This window comes from Parendozoicomonas sp. 2304DJ65-17 (genome assembly GCF_058148445.1).
The window spans coordinates 481988-500385 of the sequence record NZ_JBYVJV010000002.1 but is presented as its reverse complement, the minus strand read 5'-3'; the positions used below and the strand labels follow the sequence as shown (position 1 = coordinate 500385).

Annotated in this window: 16 protein-coding genes; 7 read left to right on the top strand and 9 right to left on the bottom strand. The window is 47.0% G+C overall.

Going from position 1 to position 18398, the window contains the following annotated elements; genetic code table 11:
• Window positions 1–31: 31 nt before the first annotated feature.
• The 5 genes from ACY2RR_RS07220 to ACY2RR_RS07200 all read right to left on the bottom strand — a co-directional run bounded on the left by ACY2RR_RS07220 (window position 32) and on the right by ACY2RR_RS07200 (window position 5382).
• The gene (locus ACY2RR_RS07220) at window positions 32–1321 is read right to left on the bottom strand and encodes a TRAP transporter large permease (protein ID WP_490107466.1); all 1290 of its coding nucleotides are present in this window, start codon (window positions 1319–1321) and stop codon (window positions 32–34) included.
• An 18-nt stretch (window positions 1322–1339) separates the two neighbouring features.
• Window positions 1340–1876 (bottom strand): TRAP transporter small permease subunit, encoded by a 537-nt coding sequence (locus ACY2RR_RS07215; RefSeq protein ID WP_490107465.1) that lies wholly within the window; start codon window positions 1874–1876, stop codon window positions 1340–1342.
• 74 nt (window positions 1877–1950) lie between these two features.
• Window positions 1951–3039, bottom strand: a complete 1089-nt coding sequence (locus ACY2RR_RS07210) for a TRAP transporter substrate-binding protein (RefSeq protein WP_490107464.1) — start codon at window positions 3037–3039, stop codon at window positions 1951–1953.
• Window positions 3040–3241: 202 nt separating this feature from the next.
• Complete coding sequence (locus ACY2RR_RS07205) at window positions 3242–4714, bottom strand: inorganic phosphate transporter (protein WP_490107463.1); 1473 nt, start codon at window positions 4712–4714, stop codon at window positions 3242–3244.
• A complete protein-coding gene (locus tag ACY2RR_RS07200; protein ID WP_490107462.1) occupies window positions 4714–5382 on the bottom strand; it encodes a DUF47 domain-containing protein in 669 nt (222 codons plus the stop codon). The genes ACY2RR_RS07205 and ACY2RR_RS07200 overlap by 1 nt, the downstream gene beginning before the upstream one ends.
• Here ACY2RR_RS07200 and ACY2RR_RS07195 point away from each other — a divergent pair.
• The 3 genes from ACY2RR_RS07195 to ACY2RR_RS07185 all read left to right on the top strand — a co-directional run bounded on the left by ACY2RR_RS07195 (window position 5381) and on the right by ACY2RR_RS07185 (window position 8830).
• Window positions 5381–5554, top strand: a complete 174-nt coding sequence (locus ACY2RR_RS07195; RefSeq protein ID WP_490107461.1) for a hypothetical protein — start codon at window positions 5381–5383, stop codon at window positions 5552–5554. The two genes, ACY2RR_RS07200 and ACY2RR_RS07195, sit on opposite strands and share 2 nt — an antisense overlap.
• Window positions 5544–7136 carry an anthrax toxin-like adenylyl cyclase domain-containing protein gene (locus ACY2RR_RS07190; protein ID WP_490107460.1) on the top strand — a complete coding sequence of 531 codons (1593 nt, stop codon included), beginning with the start codon at window positions 5544–5546 and terminating at the stop codon, window positions 7134–7136. The genes ACY2RR_RS07195 and ACY2RR_RS07190 overlap by 11 nt, the downstream gene beginning before the upstream one ends.
• A 113-nt stretch (window positions 7137–7249) precedes the next feature.
• On the top strand, window positions 7250–8830 hold the full coding sequence (locus tag ACY2RR_RS07185; protein ID WP_490107459.1) for a peptide chain release factor 3: 1581 nt from the start codon (window positions 7250–7252) through the stop codon (window positions 8828–8830).
• A 23-nt stretch (window positions 8831–8853) separates the two neighbouring features.
• On the opposite strand, the gene ACY2RR_RS07180 is transcribed toward ACY2RR_RS07185, so the two are convergent.
• On the bottom strand, window positions 8854–10308 hold the full coding sequence (locus ACY2RR_RS07180; RefSeq protein WP_490107458.1) for an RING finger protein: 1455 nt from the start codon (window positions 10306–10308) through the stop codon (window positions 8854–8856).
• 86 nt (window positions 10309–10394) lie between these two features.
• The gene (locus tag ACY2RR_RS07175; protein WP_490107457.1) at window positions 10395–10934 is read right to left on the bottom strand and encodes a GNAT family N-acetyltransferase; all 540 of its coding nucleotides are present in this window, start codon (window positions 10932–10934) and stop codon (window positions 10395–10397) included.
• A 187-nt stretch (window positions 10935–11121) separates the two neighbouring features.
• On the opposite strand from ACY2RR_RS07175, the gene ACY2RR_RS07170 reads away from it, so the two are divergent.
• Window positions 11122–12216 carry a CAP domain-containing protein gene (locus ACY2RR_RS07170; RefSeq protein WP_490107456.1) on the top strand — a complete coding sequence of 365 codons (1095 nt, stop codon included), beginning with the start codon at window positions 11122–11124 and terminating at the stop codon, window positions 12214–12216.
• Window positions 12217–12262: 46 nt separating this feature from the next.
• Here the strand turns inward: ACY2RR_RS07170 and ACY2RR_RS07165 are convergent, their stop codons facing one another.
• A complete protein-coding gene (locus ACY2RR_RS07165; protein WP_490107455.1) occupies window positions 12263–12745 on the bottom strand; it encodes a copper chaperone PCu(A)C in 483 nt (160 codons plus the stop codon).
• A 111-nt stretch (window positions 12746–12856) separates the two neighbouring features.
• Here ACY2RR_RS07165 and ACY2RR_RS07160 point away from each other — a divergent pair, with 111 nt between their 5' ends.
• Window positions 12857–13642, top strand: coding sequence for a TatD family hydrolase (locus tag ACY2RR_RS07160; protein ID WP_490107454.1), 786 nt, complete (start codon window positions 12857–12859; stop codon window positions 13640–13642).
• A 199-nt stretch (window positions 13643–13841) separates the two neighbouring features.
• Window positions 13842–15899: a prolyl oligopeptidase family serine peptidase gene (locus ACY2RR_RS07155; RefSeq protein ID WP_490107453.1), complete on the top strand. Its 2058-nt coding sequence runs from the start codon at window positions 13842–13844 to the stop codon at window positions 15897–15899.
• Between the two features lie 4 nt (window positions 15900–15903).
• On the opposite strand, the gene def is transcribed toward ACY2RR_RS07155, so the two are convergent.
• Window positions 15904–16410 (bottom strand): peptide deformylase, encoded by a 507-nt coding sequence (def, locus tag ACY2RR_RS07150; RefSeq protein ID WP_490107452.1) that lies wholly within the window; start codon window positions 16408–16410, stop codon window positions 15904–15906.
• Window positions 16411–16657: 247 nt separating this feature from the next.
• Here def and ACY2RR_RS07145 point away from each other — a divergent pair, with 247 nt between their 5' ends.
• Entirely contained in the window at window positions 16658–18391 is a 1734-nt protein-coding gene (locus tag ACY2RR_RS07145) for a hypothetical protein (RefSeq protein WP_490107451.1), read from the top strand.
• The last annotated feature ends 7 nt before the right edge of the window (window positions 18392–18398 follow it).

Below are 18398 nucleotides of genomic sequence, written 5' to 3'. Positions count from 1 at the left end.
AACCCTACACCTGTAGACAGGTCAACAGTCTTTATACCAATCCATAGAACTCTGGAAACAGCAGGATAGAAAGCACAACCGCTACCTGCATAAGAATAAACGGCACGACACCTTTATAGATATCAACTGTTCGCACCGAAGGTGGCGCTACACCTTTTAAGTAGAACAGGCTGAAACCGAACGGAGGAGTCAAGAATGACGTCTGCAGGTTCATGGCAATCAGAATTGCAAACCATACTGGTGCAATACCCAACGCTTCAGCAACAGGTGCCAGAATCGGTACGATAATAAAGCTGATTTCTACGAAGTCGATAAAAAAGCCCAGAATCAAGATTGCCAGCATGGAGAGCAGCAGGAAGCCTGTAGCACCACCTGGTAACTGAGACAGGATTTCTTCAACAATGTAGTCGCCACCTGTATAGGTAAAGGCCATGGAGAAAGCTGTTGCTCCCAGAAGAATGGCAAATACCATTGCAGTGACTTTCACTGTTTCCAGTGAAGATTCATACACCATTTTCCAGCTGAACTGTTTGTAGAGAGCTGCCAGTACCAGGGCTCCGATACCACCTAAAGCAGACGACTCTGTTGGTGTAGCAATACCCGCAAAGATTGAACCCAGAACAATGAGAATAAGAGCCAGTGGTGGAATAATTGCCTTGAGCGCTTTCACATACTGCTCACGCTTGTTGGCAACATCTTCATCCATTGGCAGGGCTGGGGCAGCTTCCGGTTTCAACCAGGCATAGGCCAGGATATACAGCACATACACACCGATAAGAATAAAACCGGGCCCAACTGCAGCCTGGAACAAGTCTCCAACAGGAATACCCAGCACATCACCCAGAATAATCAGAATGATGGAAGGTGGAATAATCTGCCCAAGAGTACCGGAAGCACAGATAGTGCCGCAGGCAAGAGACTTGTCGTAGTTGTACTTGAGCATCACTGGCAGGGAAATCAAACCCATTGCGACAACAGAAGCACCAACAACACCAGTTGAAGCTGCAAGCAACGCTCCTACCAGTACAGTAGAAATCGCCAGACCACCACGAACGCCACCAAACAGCTTACCCATGGATTCCAGCAGCTGCTCTGCCAGTTTGGTTTTCTGCAGCACGATACCCATGAAGATAAACAGTGGTACGGCCATCAGCACCACATTTTCCATAATGCTTTGAATGCGGAATGGCATGAACGCAAACATATCCACGCCTTCAGCCCAGACACCAAAAATCAGTGCCACACCGCCGAAGGTAAAGGCAACCGGGAAGCCGAACAGCAGCATCACCAGCGCCACAAAAAACATGACGATACCAATCATTTGCTTTGCTCCCGATTATTAATGTTGTGGAGGGACATAGCCGGTATCAGTCCTGTTACCGGTAAGAATATTCAGGCTGCGCAGCATCATTCCGAAGCCGCTGATAGCGATGGAGAAAAAGGTAAACGGAATTACCGCTTTAATAATCCACCGATGGGGGAGACCTCCGGGATCACCAGAGGTTTCACCCAGTTCCCATGCCTCTTGAGCAAATCCAACGCCGTAATATCCCACAAGCAGGGCAAAGGGCATCAGCAGGAACAGTGAACCGAAGAGATCAATGTAAGCCTTGCTGCGCAGAGACAGGCGTTCGTAAATAAGGTCAACACGAACATGACCACCAGCACGCAGGGTGTAAGGCACGCCGAGCATAAACATGGCGGCAAACAGGTGCCATTCCAGCTCCTGCATACCAATAGAAACGTCGTTGAAAACATAACGGGCAACAACGTCGTAAAAAACATTAAACAGAAGCAGGATAAACAGCAGCGCAGCTATTTTTCCCAGCAGATCGGAGAAGCGGTTCACCAGGTTTTCCAGCTGCACCAGCATCATCACTTACCCCACAAATGTTGATGAGAGGAACAGAAGCCAGATATGTCTGGCTTCTGTTGTGAAGGAAAGACGAGTTATTCAGCAGAAAGGCTGTTCAGGTAGGCCTGATCAGAGATATCAGTCCAGCGACGTACTTTCTTCAGGTAAGAGGCTTGAGAATCCAGGATCTCTTTCGCCAGCTCATCTTCAGCCGCTTTCTCGGCCAGCAGTTCATCGTTGGCCTTACGCATTGCGTTGGTCACAGACTCTGGGAAAGTCTTGATCTTGATGTTGGGGTATTCGGTCAACATCTTCTCAAGGTTTACAGCCGATGCATCGTAAGATTGGATGTACATGTCATAGGCAGCAGTACGCATGGCGACACGCAGGATTTCCTGCAGGTCTTCAGGCAGCTTGTTCCAGGTACGCTTGTTCACCAGGAACTGCAGTTCGGTACCAGGCTCATGCCAACCGGTGTAGTAATAAGGTGCAATCTTGTGGAAGCCCATACGCAGGTCAAGAGAAGGACCAACCCACTCCAATGCATCGATAGTGCGACGTTCCAGTGCAGTGTACAGCTCGCCTGCTGGAATATTGGTAGGCTTGGCACCCAGCTTAGCCAGAACTTCACCGGCGAAACCTGGAATACGCATCTTCAGGCCCTGCAGGTCTTCCAGAGAGTTAATTTCTTTCTGGAACCAGCCACCCATCTGGTTACCAGTGTTACCACCAGGGAAACTCATCAGGTTGTACTTGCCATACACCTTGTCCATCAGCTCCTGACCACCACCCTGGTAGAACCAGGCATACTGTTCAGGTGCAGTCATACCAAAGGGCATGGTGGTGAAATACAAAGTATTGGGTACCTTGCCCTTCCAGTAATAGGAAGCAGAGTGGCCCATATCGTACTGACCAGAGCGCACCATATCGAAAATACCGAGAGGGGCTTTATGCTTGTTTTTGGAATCGATGGTGATTTTCAGACGGCCATTGGACATCTTCTCAGCCATCGCCGCCATGTTGCGGGGAGCATCACCAAAGATTGGAAAGTTGGAAGGCCAAGTTTCCGCCATTTTTAGACGATAAACTTTCTCAGCGGCCTGAGCAGAACCTGCGAAGGCTGCCACACAAACAGCTGCCGTTAGCAGCTTTTTGGTAAATGAATTCTTCAGTAAGGATTTCATTGTTTTTGTTTTCTCCCCATTCTCTTTCGAGATGTTGTGTGTAACTTTTCTGATGGAGCAAATGATGGCGGGAGAAAACAACTAACAATATTCGCAGCTTTTCGGAAACAGGATGAAATACTACTTAGGGCGGACTAGGTAGAACTACGTAAAACACTTCACCTTCGGATCATCAAAGCCTGAAAGTGAAGTGCCTGTTAAATTACTCAATATTAGAAAAGACCCTGAACAACAATTTCAGCTGGGAATCCAGCGTCTGGTTATGAAGTTTATTCAAAACCGTTTCTTCCCGGTAAGCCCAGCTGTCTGATAGCCAGCAAAGTGAATCGGCTAATTGCCATGAGTACTCGAAAACTTTTCCTTCAAGTTGTATCAAGGCCTGCCACTGTGTTTCAGATAGCTGCGCTTCATGCCTGTCCAGCGTGTCTGTCGTTACTTTGAGGGAAGTTGTTCTGGCAATATCAATAACAGCAGCAATCATGGGTTCATTGAGGGATGTTTTTTCACGAAGGGATTCGGTAGCCAATTTCGCCTTGGTGAAAACTTCACCCTGCAATGCAGGAAAACCACGGTCTTGTATTCCCATATCATCGAGTTTCTCAATCACGGCACCTGAAACTCTGTAGGTAATGGGGTCATAAACCTTGATCATGAACAGGTTTTGGGAAAGCGCAAAAATCAACATAGCCAGCCCCATCGCCATAGCCGGTGTAGTGATCCAACCACAGGCTATACGACCAAGTTCTCCCCACTTCAGTTGCTGCCCACCTTTCATCAACCCAATACCAATAATGGCTCCTACAACGGCCTGTGAACTGGATAGAGGTACGAGAGGGATGGTTGGCAAACCATTCGTTGCCAGAAACAACTCCAGTCCTTCTGAAGCAAATAAAAACAACACAACGGAATGCGCCATAACCACAACAAAGGCAGCAACGGGAGTCAGCGGCATTAAACCGCTGCCAACAGTGAGCATGACTCTTTTGGAATAAGTAAACACTCCCAGAGCAATCGCCAGCCCGCCGAGCAAAAACAATTTTTGTATAGCGGAAAAAGTGAAAGGGCCAACAACCGAATCGGTAAAGGGAGCGGAGTGAATAAACACACCCATCACATTACCGATATTGTTTGCACCCAAACTGTAAGAACCAAACGCTCCGGCAGCAATCAATGCCAGTCTTACGGAGGCATCCAATGTTAAAAGATGAGGATTGGTTTTCTGGAGAATCCAGTCCAGCAATTTGTACAGCACAACTGCAGTAATTGCAGACAGAATTGGACAGAGTACCCAGGTCAGAACAATTTTCTGGAGCTCTCCAAAGCCAGTTCGCGCTCCGGCAAAAGTATTCCAGCCAATAATGGCACCTACAATAGCCTGGCTGGTTGAAACAGGAAGACGAAAGTGACTCATAACATAAACAGTAACTGCCGCCGACAAGGCCGTAGCAAAAGCGCCACCAATGGCATTAATCGCTCCTAATCGTCCAAGAGTGTGCGCGGCACCGGCACCACTGATAACAGCACCTAAAAGAATGAAAACTGCACAGATAGCAGCCGCAACCGGAAACCGAATCATACGGCTGCCAACAGCCGAACCAAATACATTGGCTGCGTCGTTCGCTCCCAGAGACCAGCCCAGAAACAACCCTGAAGATAAGAAGAACAGGAATGTCATTACATGGCTCTCTTGATCGCATAAATCGTCAGAGAGTCCGCAATATCTTCAGCAAGGTTTGCCACGCCATCAATGCGATCAATGAAGTAACGAATATGAACTTTCTTGGCCAGTTCCAAATCCGATTGAAACGCCAGCCGCTTTAACCGGGTTGATTCAATGTCCGCCTCACTTTCATAAAAAATCACTTTATGACAGTGATCCCTTACAGAGAGAATATCCCGGAAGAAAGCCCGTGCCGCCAACAGCAAATGCTCAATGCATTTGGTCACAATATTCTGCAAATCTCCCAGCCCTTCATGGAGGTTCTCCAGAAACTCTGGTGTTTCCGTATCCATCGCAAACGCCAGCGATTGCTGCACACTGATCAGGTCATCAATACCTTCCAGCATGGTCAGCACATCACTACGAAAATCAGGGATCAGTGTTTTTTCATAGAGGTAAGATTTAATACTCCGACGTAAATCATCCGCCTGGGTTTCTAACAGGCACAACTGCTCAAGGTAATTCTGAAATTCATCCGTTGGCTTACCAGCCCGGAGGTAGACATTCAGCAGCTTTGTAAACAGATCTGAGGCATCGCTGACATGGTCAAAAAAATCATCGATTTTGTGTTTAATCTTACGGCTGTTGCCAAACAGGGAGAGGTTCTTTCTGGACTGAATCATGCTGGCACTTCTTTACTTTGCAGAAGTCCATACAACTCCCGAAGAGCTTTCAATTGAAGGGCACCTCATAGTGTTTTTCATTGGTGAATCCAGCAGTTCTGCACGCCCCGACTCCCCTACACTTTATATTTACGCAGCAGCGATAAGCTCAGGAATTGGGAATGAGTGGTGAAGGCGGAGTACATATTGGGGGCGCAGGGGGCATACAAGCTCCCTTTCACAGCTCTCCGCCTGAAGAAAAGTCCCCAATAGGTCAAGAATTTGGCAGAACCGTTCAGGAGCTTCCTCCCTCAGAATCACTTTCATTGCAGTCTTCACGGGAGTTATTGCTGACAGAAATGCCAATAGCTCTTCTCGCGCAAAGAAAGATAGAGGCGGTCCTGGCTCCAGAAGTACAGGTTGGAAAGTCGAGCATTCCCTTTTCTACACCAACTCAATATCAGCAACCTATTCACCTCTCTCCACAACTGCCACCGTTACAAATAAAGATTGAGGACTCCGACGTAGACCACAGCAGCCTGCGAAGGGGTGAGAACCCATTTCTGACCTCAGATGGCAAACTACCCAAACTGCGAGGAAGTTCTCTGGAGTCACCTCCGCCTTCAAGGCGTAAGCGCAGCTTTGGGGATATAGCCAAAACCCTCAAGAATGCTGCTGCCCTGCTCAGTGCTAACCCAAAGGGAGTTCGCCTTTCTGATCATGTGGTTATGGGTATGGATAAGGTTGCCGGATATGAGAACCAGGGTATTCCCAGGGAGAATCTTGAAAAAACCCAAAATGTAGCCAATAAAACCGGTTCAATCGTTGCTTACCGCCCGGTTGAACTGATCTGTAGGACGCCAATCGAAGAAGGCGCCGAATCCAAGGGGATGAATATTAAAGGCAAGAGTTCCAACTGGGGGCCTATGGCTGGTTTTATTCCTTTTGATCAAAAGTTCAGCAAACTCGCCAGCATTAAAGATCCGACAGAGAGAGCGGCAGCTATAGAAAAATATAATGCCAAGAATGAAATTTCTGTGAAGGAAGGACATGCTACCGTTGAGCATCTGGCCCTGTCTCAGCGCCGTATGGACGAACTAACGGATATGGGCATTCTGCACAGTTTTCAAGATATTACCCCCGCCGACGGATATACCAAAGCTGTTAGCTTTCAGTCTCATCCAAAAAGCATGGAAGACCAAACATTCGAAGCTCACTTAAATGCTGAAGGCAAATGGGACATCTTTTCCGGTTCTGGCGATAACCGTGAAAAATTGATGATTATTCCGAAGACCGCCGACTTTGATATGCTCTTTTCTTTCATTCCTTACGACAAGGTTGAACTGGGTGGTTCTGATAGGCTAAGGGGCTTTGATCCAGTACTGGGGATCATCTCAAAAAGGGATGAGATGCTGATAAATGCCCTGAATGCAGAGTTTGACCGAGGGCCAGGAAAGAATATGGTTCACCACGGAGATGATACAAAAAACCCGGTGACTGATATGGGAGCTAACCTTCCAGCTACAATATTTATCCCGGAAGATATGCTCTCGAATATGGGCATGTATACCGAGTCTCCACTTCTGGTGAAAACCTATGATGAGCTGGTCAGGCTGTTCCGAACCATGCGGGACGCCGGAATAAAAGTGGAATCCAATCCCCTGTGGGAAGGGATGAAAGAAGTCGTTAAAGAACCGTTTAATGCCAAGAAAGCATTCTTCGAAAGATTCTCTTCTCGCCCACCACCCACACAAACCATACGTTCACGGGGTTAACCCGTTTCTGAATAGACACACAACACCATTCCCCTTCCTGATCAGCAGAGTATAATCCGGCAACTATTTTTTATATCCAGCTTGAAAACAAGCTGCCCATCCCGCGAGGAGCCATGTCAGACTTTATTCAGGAAGTGAACAAACGCCGCACTTTCGCCATTATTTCCCACCCTGATGCCGGTAAAACCACCATTACCGAGAAGCTGCTGCTGTTCGGAAACGCTATCCAGATGGCGGGAACAGTTAAGGGTAAAAAGTCCGGGCGGATGGCCACCTCTGACTGGATGACCATGGAACAGGATCGTGGTATCTCCATCACCACCTCCGTGATGCAGTTCCCTTACAACGACAGAATGGTCAACCTGCTGGATACTCCGGGACACGAAGATTTCTCTGAGGATACTTACCGTACCCTGACCGCAGTAGACAGCTGCCTGATGGTGATCGACGGCGCCAAAGGTGTCGAAGACCGGACCATCAAGCTGATGAATGTCTGCCGTATGCGGGAAACGCCCATCTTTACCTTTGTAAACAAGATGGATCGTGAAGTGCGTGACCAGATCGAAGTAATGGATGAAATCGAATCCATCCTGAAAATCGACTGCGCTCCCATTACCTGGCCTATCAGCATGGGTAAGAACTTCAAAGGTATCTACAACCTTTACACCGACACTATTCACGTATTCCAGCCAGGCATGGGCCACACCATTCCTGATGATGTGCAAATCAAAGGTCTGGAATCCGATGAAGCCAAAGAACTTCTCGGCGATATCCACGAAGAGTTTGTGGATGAAATCGAACTGGTGCGCGGAGCCAGCCACGAGTTCGATATGGAAGAATTTATGGCCGGTCAGCAGACTCCGGTATTCTTCGGTACCGCACTGGCTAACTTCGGTGTTCGGGAAATGCTCTACTACTTCACCGAGTGGGCACCCAAACCTCTGCCTCGTGTGACTGACGCTCGGGAAGTGCCACCAACTGAAGAGAAATTCTCCGGCTTTATCTTCAAGATTCAGGCAAATATGGATCCGAAACACCGGGACCGTGTGGCCTTTATGCGGGTATGCTCCGGCAAATACACCCGTAATATGAAGATGAAACATGTGCGCCTTGGCAAAGATGTGAAAGTTGCCGACGCGGTAACCTTCCTCGCCGGTGATCGTTCACAGGTAGAAGAGGCTGTTTCTGGAGATATTATTGGTTTGCACAACCACGGTACTATCCAGATTGGCGATACCTTCACTCAGGGTGAAAGCCTGAAGTTCACTGGTATTCCCCACTTCGCACCAGAACTGTTCAAGCGTGTACGCCTGAAAGACCCTCTGAAGCTGAAGCAGCTACAGAAAGGTCTGAAGCAGTTATCTGAAGAAGGCGCTACTCAGCTGTTTATGCCTCAGAAGAACAACGACCTGATTCTTGGCGCGGTGGGTGTACTGCAGTTTGATGTGGTTCTGCAGCGTTTGAAGGATGAGTATAAGGTTGATGCTATTTATGAAGGTGTCAACGTGAACACCGCCCGCTGGGTGGAGTGTGATGATCCGAAAATGCTGGACGACTTCAAGCGCAAGAACAATGAAAACCTTGCAATTGATGGCGGTGGTCATCTGACCTATCTGGCTCCAACCCGCGTAAATCTGTCTCTGGCAGAAGAACGCTGGCCGGATGTAAGGTTCCGCAATACCCGCGAACACTAATCCAATCAGGCTTGCCTGGTTTTTCAGGCAAGCCTCTCATCACCTGCTTCTTTTAGAATCTGTGTAATAATAATTTTGGCCGTACTGTAGTGAGTTTTCATAGCATCCTCAAATCCACTGTTATAGCACTTGCATAGATGACGAACTTTAACCCAGCCAAATTGGGCCTCAGGCAATTCATCTTGAAAATCATCTGCTGATTGCAATTTACATTTAATATCATGAAGACATACAACAGTTGAATAATCATGATCATTCCCACTTGAATCTTCCCACACCAACTTAATTTCTATATTTATTTCAGATTTTTCTTCATCAGTCAGGCCATTTAAGCCTGCAACTCCAAGCTCAAACTCATTGGGTACCCAAGACACGCTCCCTGCTTTTATAGCCAAGGCCATATCAAGATGTTTCGCAGTGTAAGGATATTGGGCATCACTTCTAAAATCAGGAGCAAATACTGCAATCTTTTTATGGTGTAACACCTTCGGAGAATTAAACTTAACTTCACCTTGGAATTCATGAGCCAATACCTTCACAGAATCTGCCATAAGCTCACCCTGATTATTGAAAATTTTGGACATCCAGTAATCCAGCCTAACATGAGGTAATGCTTGCTTGACCGACTCTTCCACTTTCAACCGGGGCTCCTGAGTTTGGTAAGCTAACTTTTTATAATGACCAACTGTCAGCTCTAACCCTTTTTCAAGAAGCTCATAATCAGAAGAAGTTAGCTTTTGTTTTTTTCTTTTATGGTTTACTTCTCCCAAACTGGGTCTTTTTCTATTATGAAGATCTGTAACGAGCTGAACCGCAGCAACATTTTCTCTAAGGACTCTTGAAACCTCACCTCCAGCAAACTCTGTTAGCACCGGGAATTTCCTGCATTCTTTCAGGTGGTCTGGTAGCTCTGTTTCCTTAACTTTTTCGTTGCAATGCACACAATCGACATCAGGAAGTTTGCATTCCTTCAGATGCTCTTCTAACTGTTTCTCGTTAAAAGATAAATTACAGATTCCACAAGTAAATGGAGCGCATGAAGGAAAGTGCTCTTTTAACCTTTTTAGAGTAAACCTTTTATTGCAACCACCAGGGCACAGTAGCTCTTCACATCTGAATAATTTTTTGAGTTCTGGATCGATATCATCTGTTGCAGATTCCAGGACGTTTTCAGTGCGACAAATAAAGCAGGTATTCTTATCAAAGCCATCATTTTCATAACAAGCCCGACATAGAATGTGCTTAGGATCGTCCTCACAATTTGTAACGGGATCCTTGATAACACCTAGGCACACCTGGCATTCACTAACCCTTTCCTTGGGAATATTTGTGAAGACTTTATAAGGTCTTACCTCACCTTCATTATCGGATGAAGAGCCCTCACAAAGTTCGATATCACGAGCATGATAGTTCTCTTCATAATATTTCTTACTAGATTGGTAGAGAGCTAAGCCAAACATAGAGTTTTCCATATCCATTACACATCTGGATATTTTTGACTACTTTCTTAACCTCTGGTGTAACTAGCCTGCCAATAACGCTAACAAAAGAAGTGGCACTGTATTTACTGACAAGTTGTTTTACAGGTCATAAATATATCTCCCTGAGATTGCCCATCTAATCGGAACATATCCTCAACAGAGCCAACTACCGCAAAACCCAGAGATTTATAAAGGTTAATGGCAGGTGTATTGCCAGACAAAACCCGAAGATCCAGCCACTCGATTTCTGGGTGCTCATGACAGAAAGCCATAACCTGTTTCATCAGCTGTCTTGCAACTCCCTGCTTTCTGGCACCGGAATCTACTCCCAGCCCTAATTGCACCCTATGGCGTGAGCAGCTTATGGGATAATGGCGAACATCCACATGGCCAAGGATTTCGTTCCTTTCATTCTTTGCCAGCCACATTTGAATCCAACCGTTTTCATCAAACCTTTTGCACAAGCTGGCCTTTACTTTTTCGACTGAAGATTCAGCGGGAGCGATATTCCCGACAGGAGATGGTTGAAAATAAATACCATTTTGACCGTTTTCCTGCATATGCCTGCTGAGGTAAATATGCAGTGCTGGCAGATCCTGTTCTGTTACGTATTCAATATTCATAAGCAAATGGAACAGGCTAAAGAAACAGGTTGTAACTTTTTCTAACGCAAATCAAAAAGAAGAAAAAACTGACAACATTTTTACATAATCCATCTTTTCAAAAGCAATTTAAGTGACTTTTGCTATAGGAACTTTAACTCCCACACAACATCCAAGCATCACCAAAAATAATTCAGGCAAAGCAAAAATGTATCACCAGAAATTAACTCTCTCTTTTGCCCTGATGATCACTATCAGTCTGGCAATGATCTGCCCCCAGACTTCTGCTCAACCGGCCAAAGTAACAAATGAGCAAATTGCCGAAGAACTGAATACTTTCAGAACAAAGCTTGGCTTACCTTTCCTGAAACCAAATCCATATGTACAACGTGCGGCTGAAGCACATTCAAAATATCTTGCCCAAAACAAATACTTCACCTGTTTCCATTGCGAGAACAGTTCTAAACCGGGGTATACAGGCGGCAGCTGCGAAGACCGTCTAAAAGCCACTGGCAGCCCTACTACGTATTGCGACGAAAATGTCTTTTTTGGAAACTTCACATTCTCAAATTTCTTTCTCGATAAACTGAAAAATGTTTATCACCGCTATACCATGCTGTCTTTCCTTTATGATGAAGCCGGTTTTCATACAGAACCTGATACAGATTCAGGAACAAAATATACAACTATCGTATTCAGTAACTCGCACTACAGAAATCTTTGTAAAAAACCTGACGACCTGGATTCTCATTACCATAACCAGCCTTTGAGATTCCCTGATTACGTAACAATGACACCATCATGCAGTGACGAGACAATTCAAAACGTCCCTCTCATTCTGATTGTAAATGCGGAACATACACCAGCCAGTGAAGAGGGCATTGCAGACAGCGTTGTTTACCCCTTTGATGGGCAAACAGACATCCATCCAACATTCAGCCCTAAACAAGAATTCCCGAATCCATTCAAAGAGCACTCAGAAATTATCGCTGCAGGTCAGCCGATTACACTTCATTTCAACCCTGTAAAGCATATGGGTGATCGAATTGAGGTCGTTTCTTATGAGCTGTCATCGGCTGTAGAGGGTGATATTCAGGTTAAGCCTTTCAACAAATACAACGACCCGAATAACGTATTGAATGAGTTGCAGTTTGCCTGGATTCCCTATAACTCGCTGAACTGGGGTACAACCTACACATTCAAACTCACTTACAGCATGAATGGCATACACAAGGAAAGACAATGGTCGTTTACAACGAAGAAGTTAAGTACACACAGGAATAAAGAAAAGATAGATTTGTAAAAGGAATCAGCGCTGTTATTAGCAATAACAGCGCTGTTAATTGCGTTTAGCCGGATAAGTTGCCTTTCTCAGAAACCTGTTTCTTCACCGGAGCTTTCACGTTTAACACCTTGCCATTGCTGAAATGCAGCTCCAGAGGCACCATTTCACCAATAGTCAGATTCTTATTCAGCCCCATAATCATGATATGCAAGCCACCGGGTTTGAACTTCACTCTCTTACCCGCAGGAATAGTAACAGAATCCTGATGCACCATGCTCATCTTGCCGTTCTTCTTCACGTTATCGTGGAGCATCACGTTTTCGGCCACTGGTGATTCTGCCTTCACCAAAGCGATATCTGTTTTCCCAAGATTCTTGATTGTCAGGTAAGCCGCTGTATTAGGGCTTCCGGGAGGCATTGCCCGAACCCTTGGCTCCGTTATCTGAATATTTTCCACAGGTGCCGCATTGGCGCCAGCGGCAAGAAAAATAACATAGGCAAATGCCATTACTGGCAGATAGACTCCTGACAACCACTTCCTGATCATTGACACACCCCTGTTAGCCCGGCTCAATACCGGTATTTATTGTAGGCAGCCCGTTCCGGAGCTGTTAGAAAAACTATACCTAGTGTTGGGAGAAAATAAACAGGCTCACTTATGTTATTCGACAGCCACTGCCATCTCGACTTTCCTGTTTTCGATTCAGACAGAGACCAGCTGCTTGAACAGTGCCATCAAGCAGGAATAGAGCATATCTGCCTACCAGCTACAGAGCAGTGTTACTGGCCAAGATTGCAATCAATGCTTGGCAGGCATAACAGTGGTGTTCATATCTGGGGAGCTCTGGGCCTGCACCCTTACTTTCTTCGATCCCATAAAGATGAATACCTCGAAGAACTTGATCAGATACTTTCACAAAAGCCTGAAAATATTGTTGCCGTTGGCGAAACAGGCCTTGATCTGATGATTGAAAATCCTGATATAGAACGGCAGGAAGAACTTCTCGCAGCCCAGATTCTTATCGCCGCACACCATGGTTTACCGCTGATTCTGCATGTGCGTAAAGCTCACGACCAAACCGCAAGTCTTTTGAGAAAACTGAAGTTCAGTGAAGGCGGGATTGTTCATGCGTGGTCCGGAAGTGACCAGCAGGCTCAGGCTTTTCTTAACCTCGGATTTAAACTGGGCATTGGTGGCAGCCTCACTTATGAACGCGCCAAACGCTTGCGCAGGCAAGTGACAGAATTACCCGTTGAAGCTTTTGTTTTGGAGACTGATGCCCCGGATATTCCACCGGTTGGTTTCGTTTCAGGGCAACGTAATACTCCTTTAACAGCGGTGTCAGTTTTGAATCTCATGTCTGAACTGAGACAAACTCCTGAAGCTGCACTAGCCTCACAGTTACTTAATAACACCCGCAAAGTACTGAAAATACCGACCTAAAAGCGCTTCTTGCTTCCACGTTACAAACGTTATCAGAACAAACACTACCAACGACCCTGCCTGCTTTTCTGACACTGGGGAAACTTTATTCACACCACCCTGCTCCAACATCCGACACTGAAAACACCGGTTGCAACCCTGAGATTCCTAACAGGGCATATCCGGATAATTATTATTAATGTGACAGGCGGGTACAGGCATGCCGGAACTCAAGGCGTACTTTTCTTTCCGCCACACTCTGGAATATCGTGTGGCACCATTACGCAACCGGATTGCCTGGATTGACTACCACAAAGGTCAACATGAGCTGTTCGTACAAGACCTCCCTGATGGCGACCGCCGCAGGGTATTGTGCAGTGACGGAGATGATGGACAACCTGTTCGTCTGGTTGACCTGTCTCCTTCCGGTCGTTACCTGCTTTTGACCCGTGGTGCATTTTCAGATGATGGAATGCCCTGCCCTAATCCAAGACAGAAAACTGTTCCTCCCATCGGCCAGCTTCAGCTGCTTGATCTGGAAACAGGCAATGATCCTGTTGATCTCGCCACTGTTGTAAGGGCAACAATTGTTCCCGACGACTCTGCTATAACCTGGGCTCGTGAAGGCACAGTTTTTACCCAGCCGATTCAGGAGAACAATTCCAAGAGACGAGTCGCTTCTGAGCTGTTCTCTGTACGTGGTCAAATCCTTCATCTGAGTTGGTCTCCCAACAGCAGACACCTGGCTTTTGTCTGCCAAAGAGAAGAACACACTCTTCTGGGAATTTACACGGTTGGTGAAAGTAAGATTCAATGGGTGTCTCCAGGGTTTGATCGAGACCTTAATCCGTCCTGGTCTCCGGACTCCAGACACCTGGCCTTCCTGCGTTTCCTCGGGCCGGAAATGGATGTGGCAGAACGCCTGTTCTCCGAACAGGCTGAAAGCTTTTCTGTCATGCTGATGAATGTTGAAACCAGGCATGTAAAGCCTGTCTGGAGAAGCAGTCTTGAAGAGCATGCAGGAATGTCCCTGCAATATGGCCAGAGACCTCTGTCCTGGCTTGGCACACAACGCTTAATGTTCTCCCACGACAGCACCGGCTGGGATCATATCTACCAGTTCAATCTGTCTGACAGTCACTGTTCTCCCGTAACCGAAGGTTCCTGGCTGGTGCAGGATTACGCCACCAGCATGAATGGCGAATTACTGACCTTGAGCCATAACCGGAAACGTCGCCACAACTATTCCCTCGATGTTCTCAATATCCAGACAGGTGAACATAAGAAGCTTCAGCTGCAGGACAATATGCAGTATTGGCAGCCGACCCCCAGCTATGACGGACGCTATATCGTCTACTTAACCGGTAATCAGCAGCACGCCTGCCATATTGGGGTGCTGGATATGGAAACCGATGAATGTAGCGCGTTATCACCTGCCGACGATTATCCGGCCACCATTTCGAAAGATTTTACCCCCTCCCAAAGCGAGATTATTCGCTCCAGAGATCATAATATTTTTTATGGCCAGCTCTTCGTCCCCAAAGGAGAAGGTCCATTCCCGGCTGTTCTGAATATTCACGGCGGCCCCTGGGTACAAAGTCTTCCAGGTTTTCACCCACAACTGGGGATGAGCTACCAGTATGCGTTTTGCCAGCTGCTCGCTCACTGCGGCTTTATTGTTCTGGATATTAATTACCGTGGTACCAGCGGCTATGGAAAACTATTCCGGCAGGCTCCGGAACGGGGCTGGGATGGAGCCAGTGATTATCAGGATATTCAGGCTGCCGGCCACTGGCTAACCCGCCATCCAAAAGTAGATCGTACCCGTATCGGTGTTCTGGGAGAGTCTTGGGGCGGTTATCTCAGTGCTATGGCGCTGGCTCGTAACAGTGGCTTGTTCAGGGCTGGTGTTGTTATTAACGGTTGCCACAACTTCCCACGGGAGCTTCGCAAAGCCCATTGGGGTTCCCAACTGTTCAACAGTGATCAGGGTGAAACGGCTACCGAATCGATAGCCAGAGCCAAGATTGCAGAAGAGTCATCTCCCTGGGGCTGGCTGGAACATTGGATGAGTCCGGTACTTCTGGTCCATGGGGATGACGACAGAACCGTTAGCTTCGCAGAGAGCCAGCATCTGGCACATGCCCTGAACTGCCAGTCTGTTGAAGTGGAAACACTGGCTCTCCCGGATGAAGGACACCAGTTCCTGCTCCACGAATCCTGGTTAAAAACTGGCTGCAGGGCTCAGGCATTTCTGCAAAAACACCTGCAGGGGTAGACCTTCAAAGTTTATTTTTCTTTCGGAATTTTCGGGATTTGCCCTGCACCATTTTTCTCTTTAATGGTTGTAGGTGATCAATAAACAGCAGGCCATCCAGGTGATCGATTTCATGTTGCAGACATTCGGCCAGCAAGCCACCGCCTTCCACCTCAAAAGGTTTACCGTGACGATCCAAAGCCTGCACTTTGACCCACTGTGAACGGGAAACAGCTGCATAAGCTCCGGGTACAGACAGGCAACCTGCATCCATTTTATGTTCACCTCTGCGTTCAACAATTTGCGGGTTAACAATCACAAAAGGGTTCTGGGGCTGTTCCGAAAGATCGATAACAGATACTCTTAGGGAAATACCAATCTGCGGCGCTGCCAGGCCACACCCTTTGTTGGCGTACATGGTTTCAAACATATCATCCACCAGCACCTGAAACTCACCCCCAAAATCCTCAACTTCCTGAGCACGGTTGCGCAGTACGGGATCTGGTTCGTACACCATGGGCCTGATTGCCATACCTGTCCTTCACAATTTGAATCTGATGTACCAAGAATAGCCAGACTGAGCACATAAACATCCGGTTACAATAAAACCTCTACAGGCTCTAGTAGGCACCTATACTGCCCCACTGGCTTTCAACCTGCTGAGTCACGCCGTCATGTTCAGACATAGTTCCAGGCGTTCTTTTGGGCATAGCTTCGGGCATAGCCTCTGCGCAGTTTTCGCTTCGTTATTTAGCTCCCTTCTTCTGGCCTCCGCGACAGTGCATGAAACAGCTGAATCCGGCAGCCTGCCAACATCAACATTTCTTGGTGAAGGTTTTGCCAGTGACCGATTACAAACAACCGGATTTTCCTGTCTGAATACTGGTGAACAACACTTTGAAGGAGCAGCGGCCACCACCATCAACTTTGGCAGTCAGAGAAGTTATGACGATGTAGAGCGGGCTCTGAATATCAACCTCTCAGCCAGTGCCAGTTACGATATTTTCACCGGCAGTGCAGCGGTTGGTTTTGCCCGTGCTGTGAGAGAGTCCCGCCTGTCAGAGTCTTATTACTTTGTTCAGCAGGTGCTCTTGCCAACATTGGTTTACACCCCCTCCGGTTACAGTGTTGATGCCCTGAACACCGTAGGCACTCAGGCCTATACCGAAGGGCCAGATGCTTTCCGCCATACCTGTGGTGACAGTTTTACCAGAGAGCTACGCTACGGAGCTGGTTTGTTTGTCGCTATTAAAATTAACTTCAGCAGCATTTTTGATCGCACAGCTTTTGATGCCAGCGCCAACTTAAAAGTCGCCAGCATTTTCAGCATCCTCAGTTCTGTAGAGGCAGAAGCCAAAGACAAACATATCAACGGCAGTATTGAAGTTGTTGCCTACCAGCGAGGAGGGGAACCACGGCGGTTATCCAATGTATTCAGCAAAGGAGAAGATGGCTATCACATCACCTCCTGCAGCCTGGATAACACTGAGGCATGCAACAATATTCTTTCAGGAATTATTGATTACGCCAGCCAGGATTTCAGCAATCAGCTGTTGTTTAAAGACGGAGCAATCAGTGGTCACGCCTACGTAGTGAAACGGGATTTCAAACCCTATGACCAGCTTGGACTGGAAGTAGGAGCCAGCGTTGTTTCCACAGAGGTTATAGCGGCTCGGCGTCGTTTGGGTGAAATGTTTGCCGAAGCCAAGGAACAGGAGGAGTTTATTCGGCAATTATTGTTTTCCCAGGTTAGCCCCTTTCTTACTTTAACTTCCCGGGGGCAACTGGATGATGCCCATGATGCTTTGAAAGCTAATATCCGATTACTAAGCAGTCCAAATCATGGTGTGATTCGCTGTTATGACAACCCCAAAGGCTGTTTGGAGACAGAAGCTAAAATCATGACAACTCTGTCTCCGGTCGACCAAACGGTGATCGCATCCTTTGAGCAGGCCTTTACTTTCCGCAATATGGCTAATAACCCTGGTTATGCTCTGCCTATTGGCGACAGTGTTTATGTGTATTACTACCCGTACAACGATATGCCGTCTCTGATTAATACCGCTTCAATCAGAGAAGAAGGTGAAACCCTGAAAGTGTCTGGCAGCAACAGAGAGTTTTCTATTTCTGGTGTTTTGGACAGAGTCAGCCGGGATTACTACTCCGGTAAGCTGACGGTGAATAATCAGCAAAACCAGTACACCTACACGCGAGTTGATAACCCGATCTTTCTCGATACAGATACCGTCTTTTGTTATGACGTTATCCTGAAACACGACGGAGCCTATATCCTGACTTATGAGACCGAAGACAATCCCCAGACCTGTGGCGGTAAAGTGGATGCCTCAATGAATAAAGGGGATTACACGAATCTTCAGTTAGCTCCGGGAGCCAAACTTAAGCTGGGAGCCGTTGCAGGGCGCAGTACAGAAATCACTGCCAACCAGAGTGGAACCATACGTTGTTCTGGAACATCGTTAATTGGTTTCGACTGCAGCTGGCAGGATAAATAGAACAGCT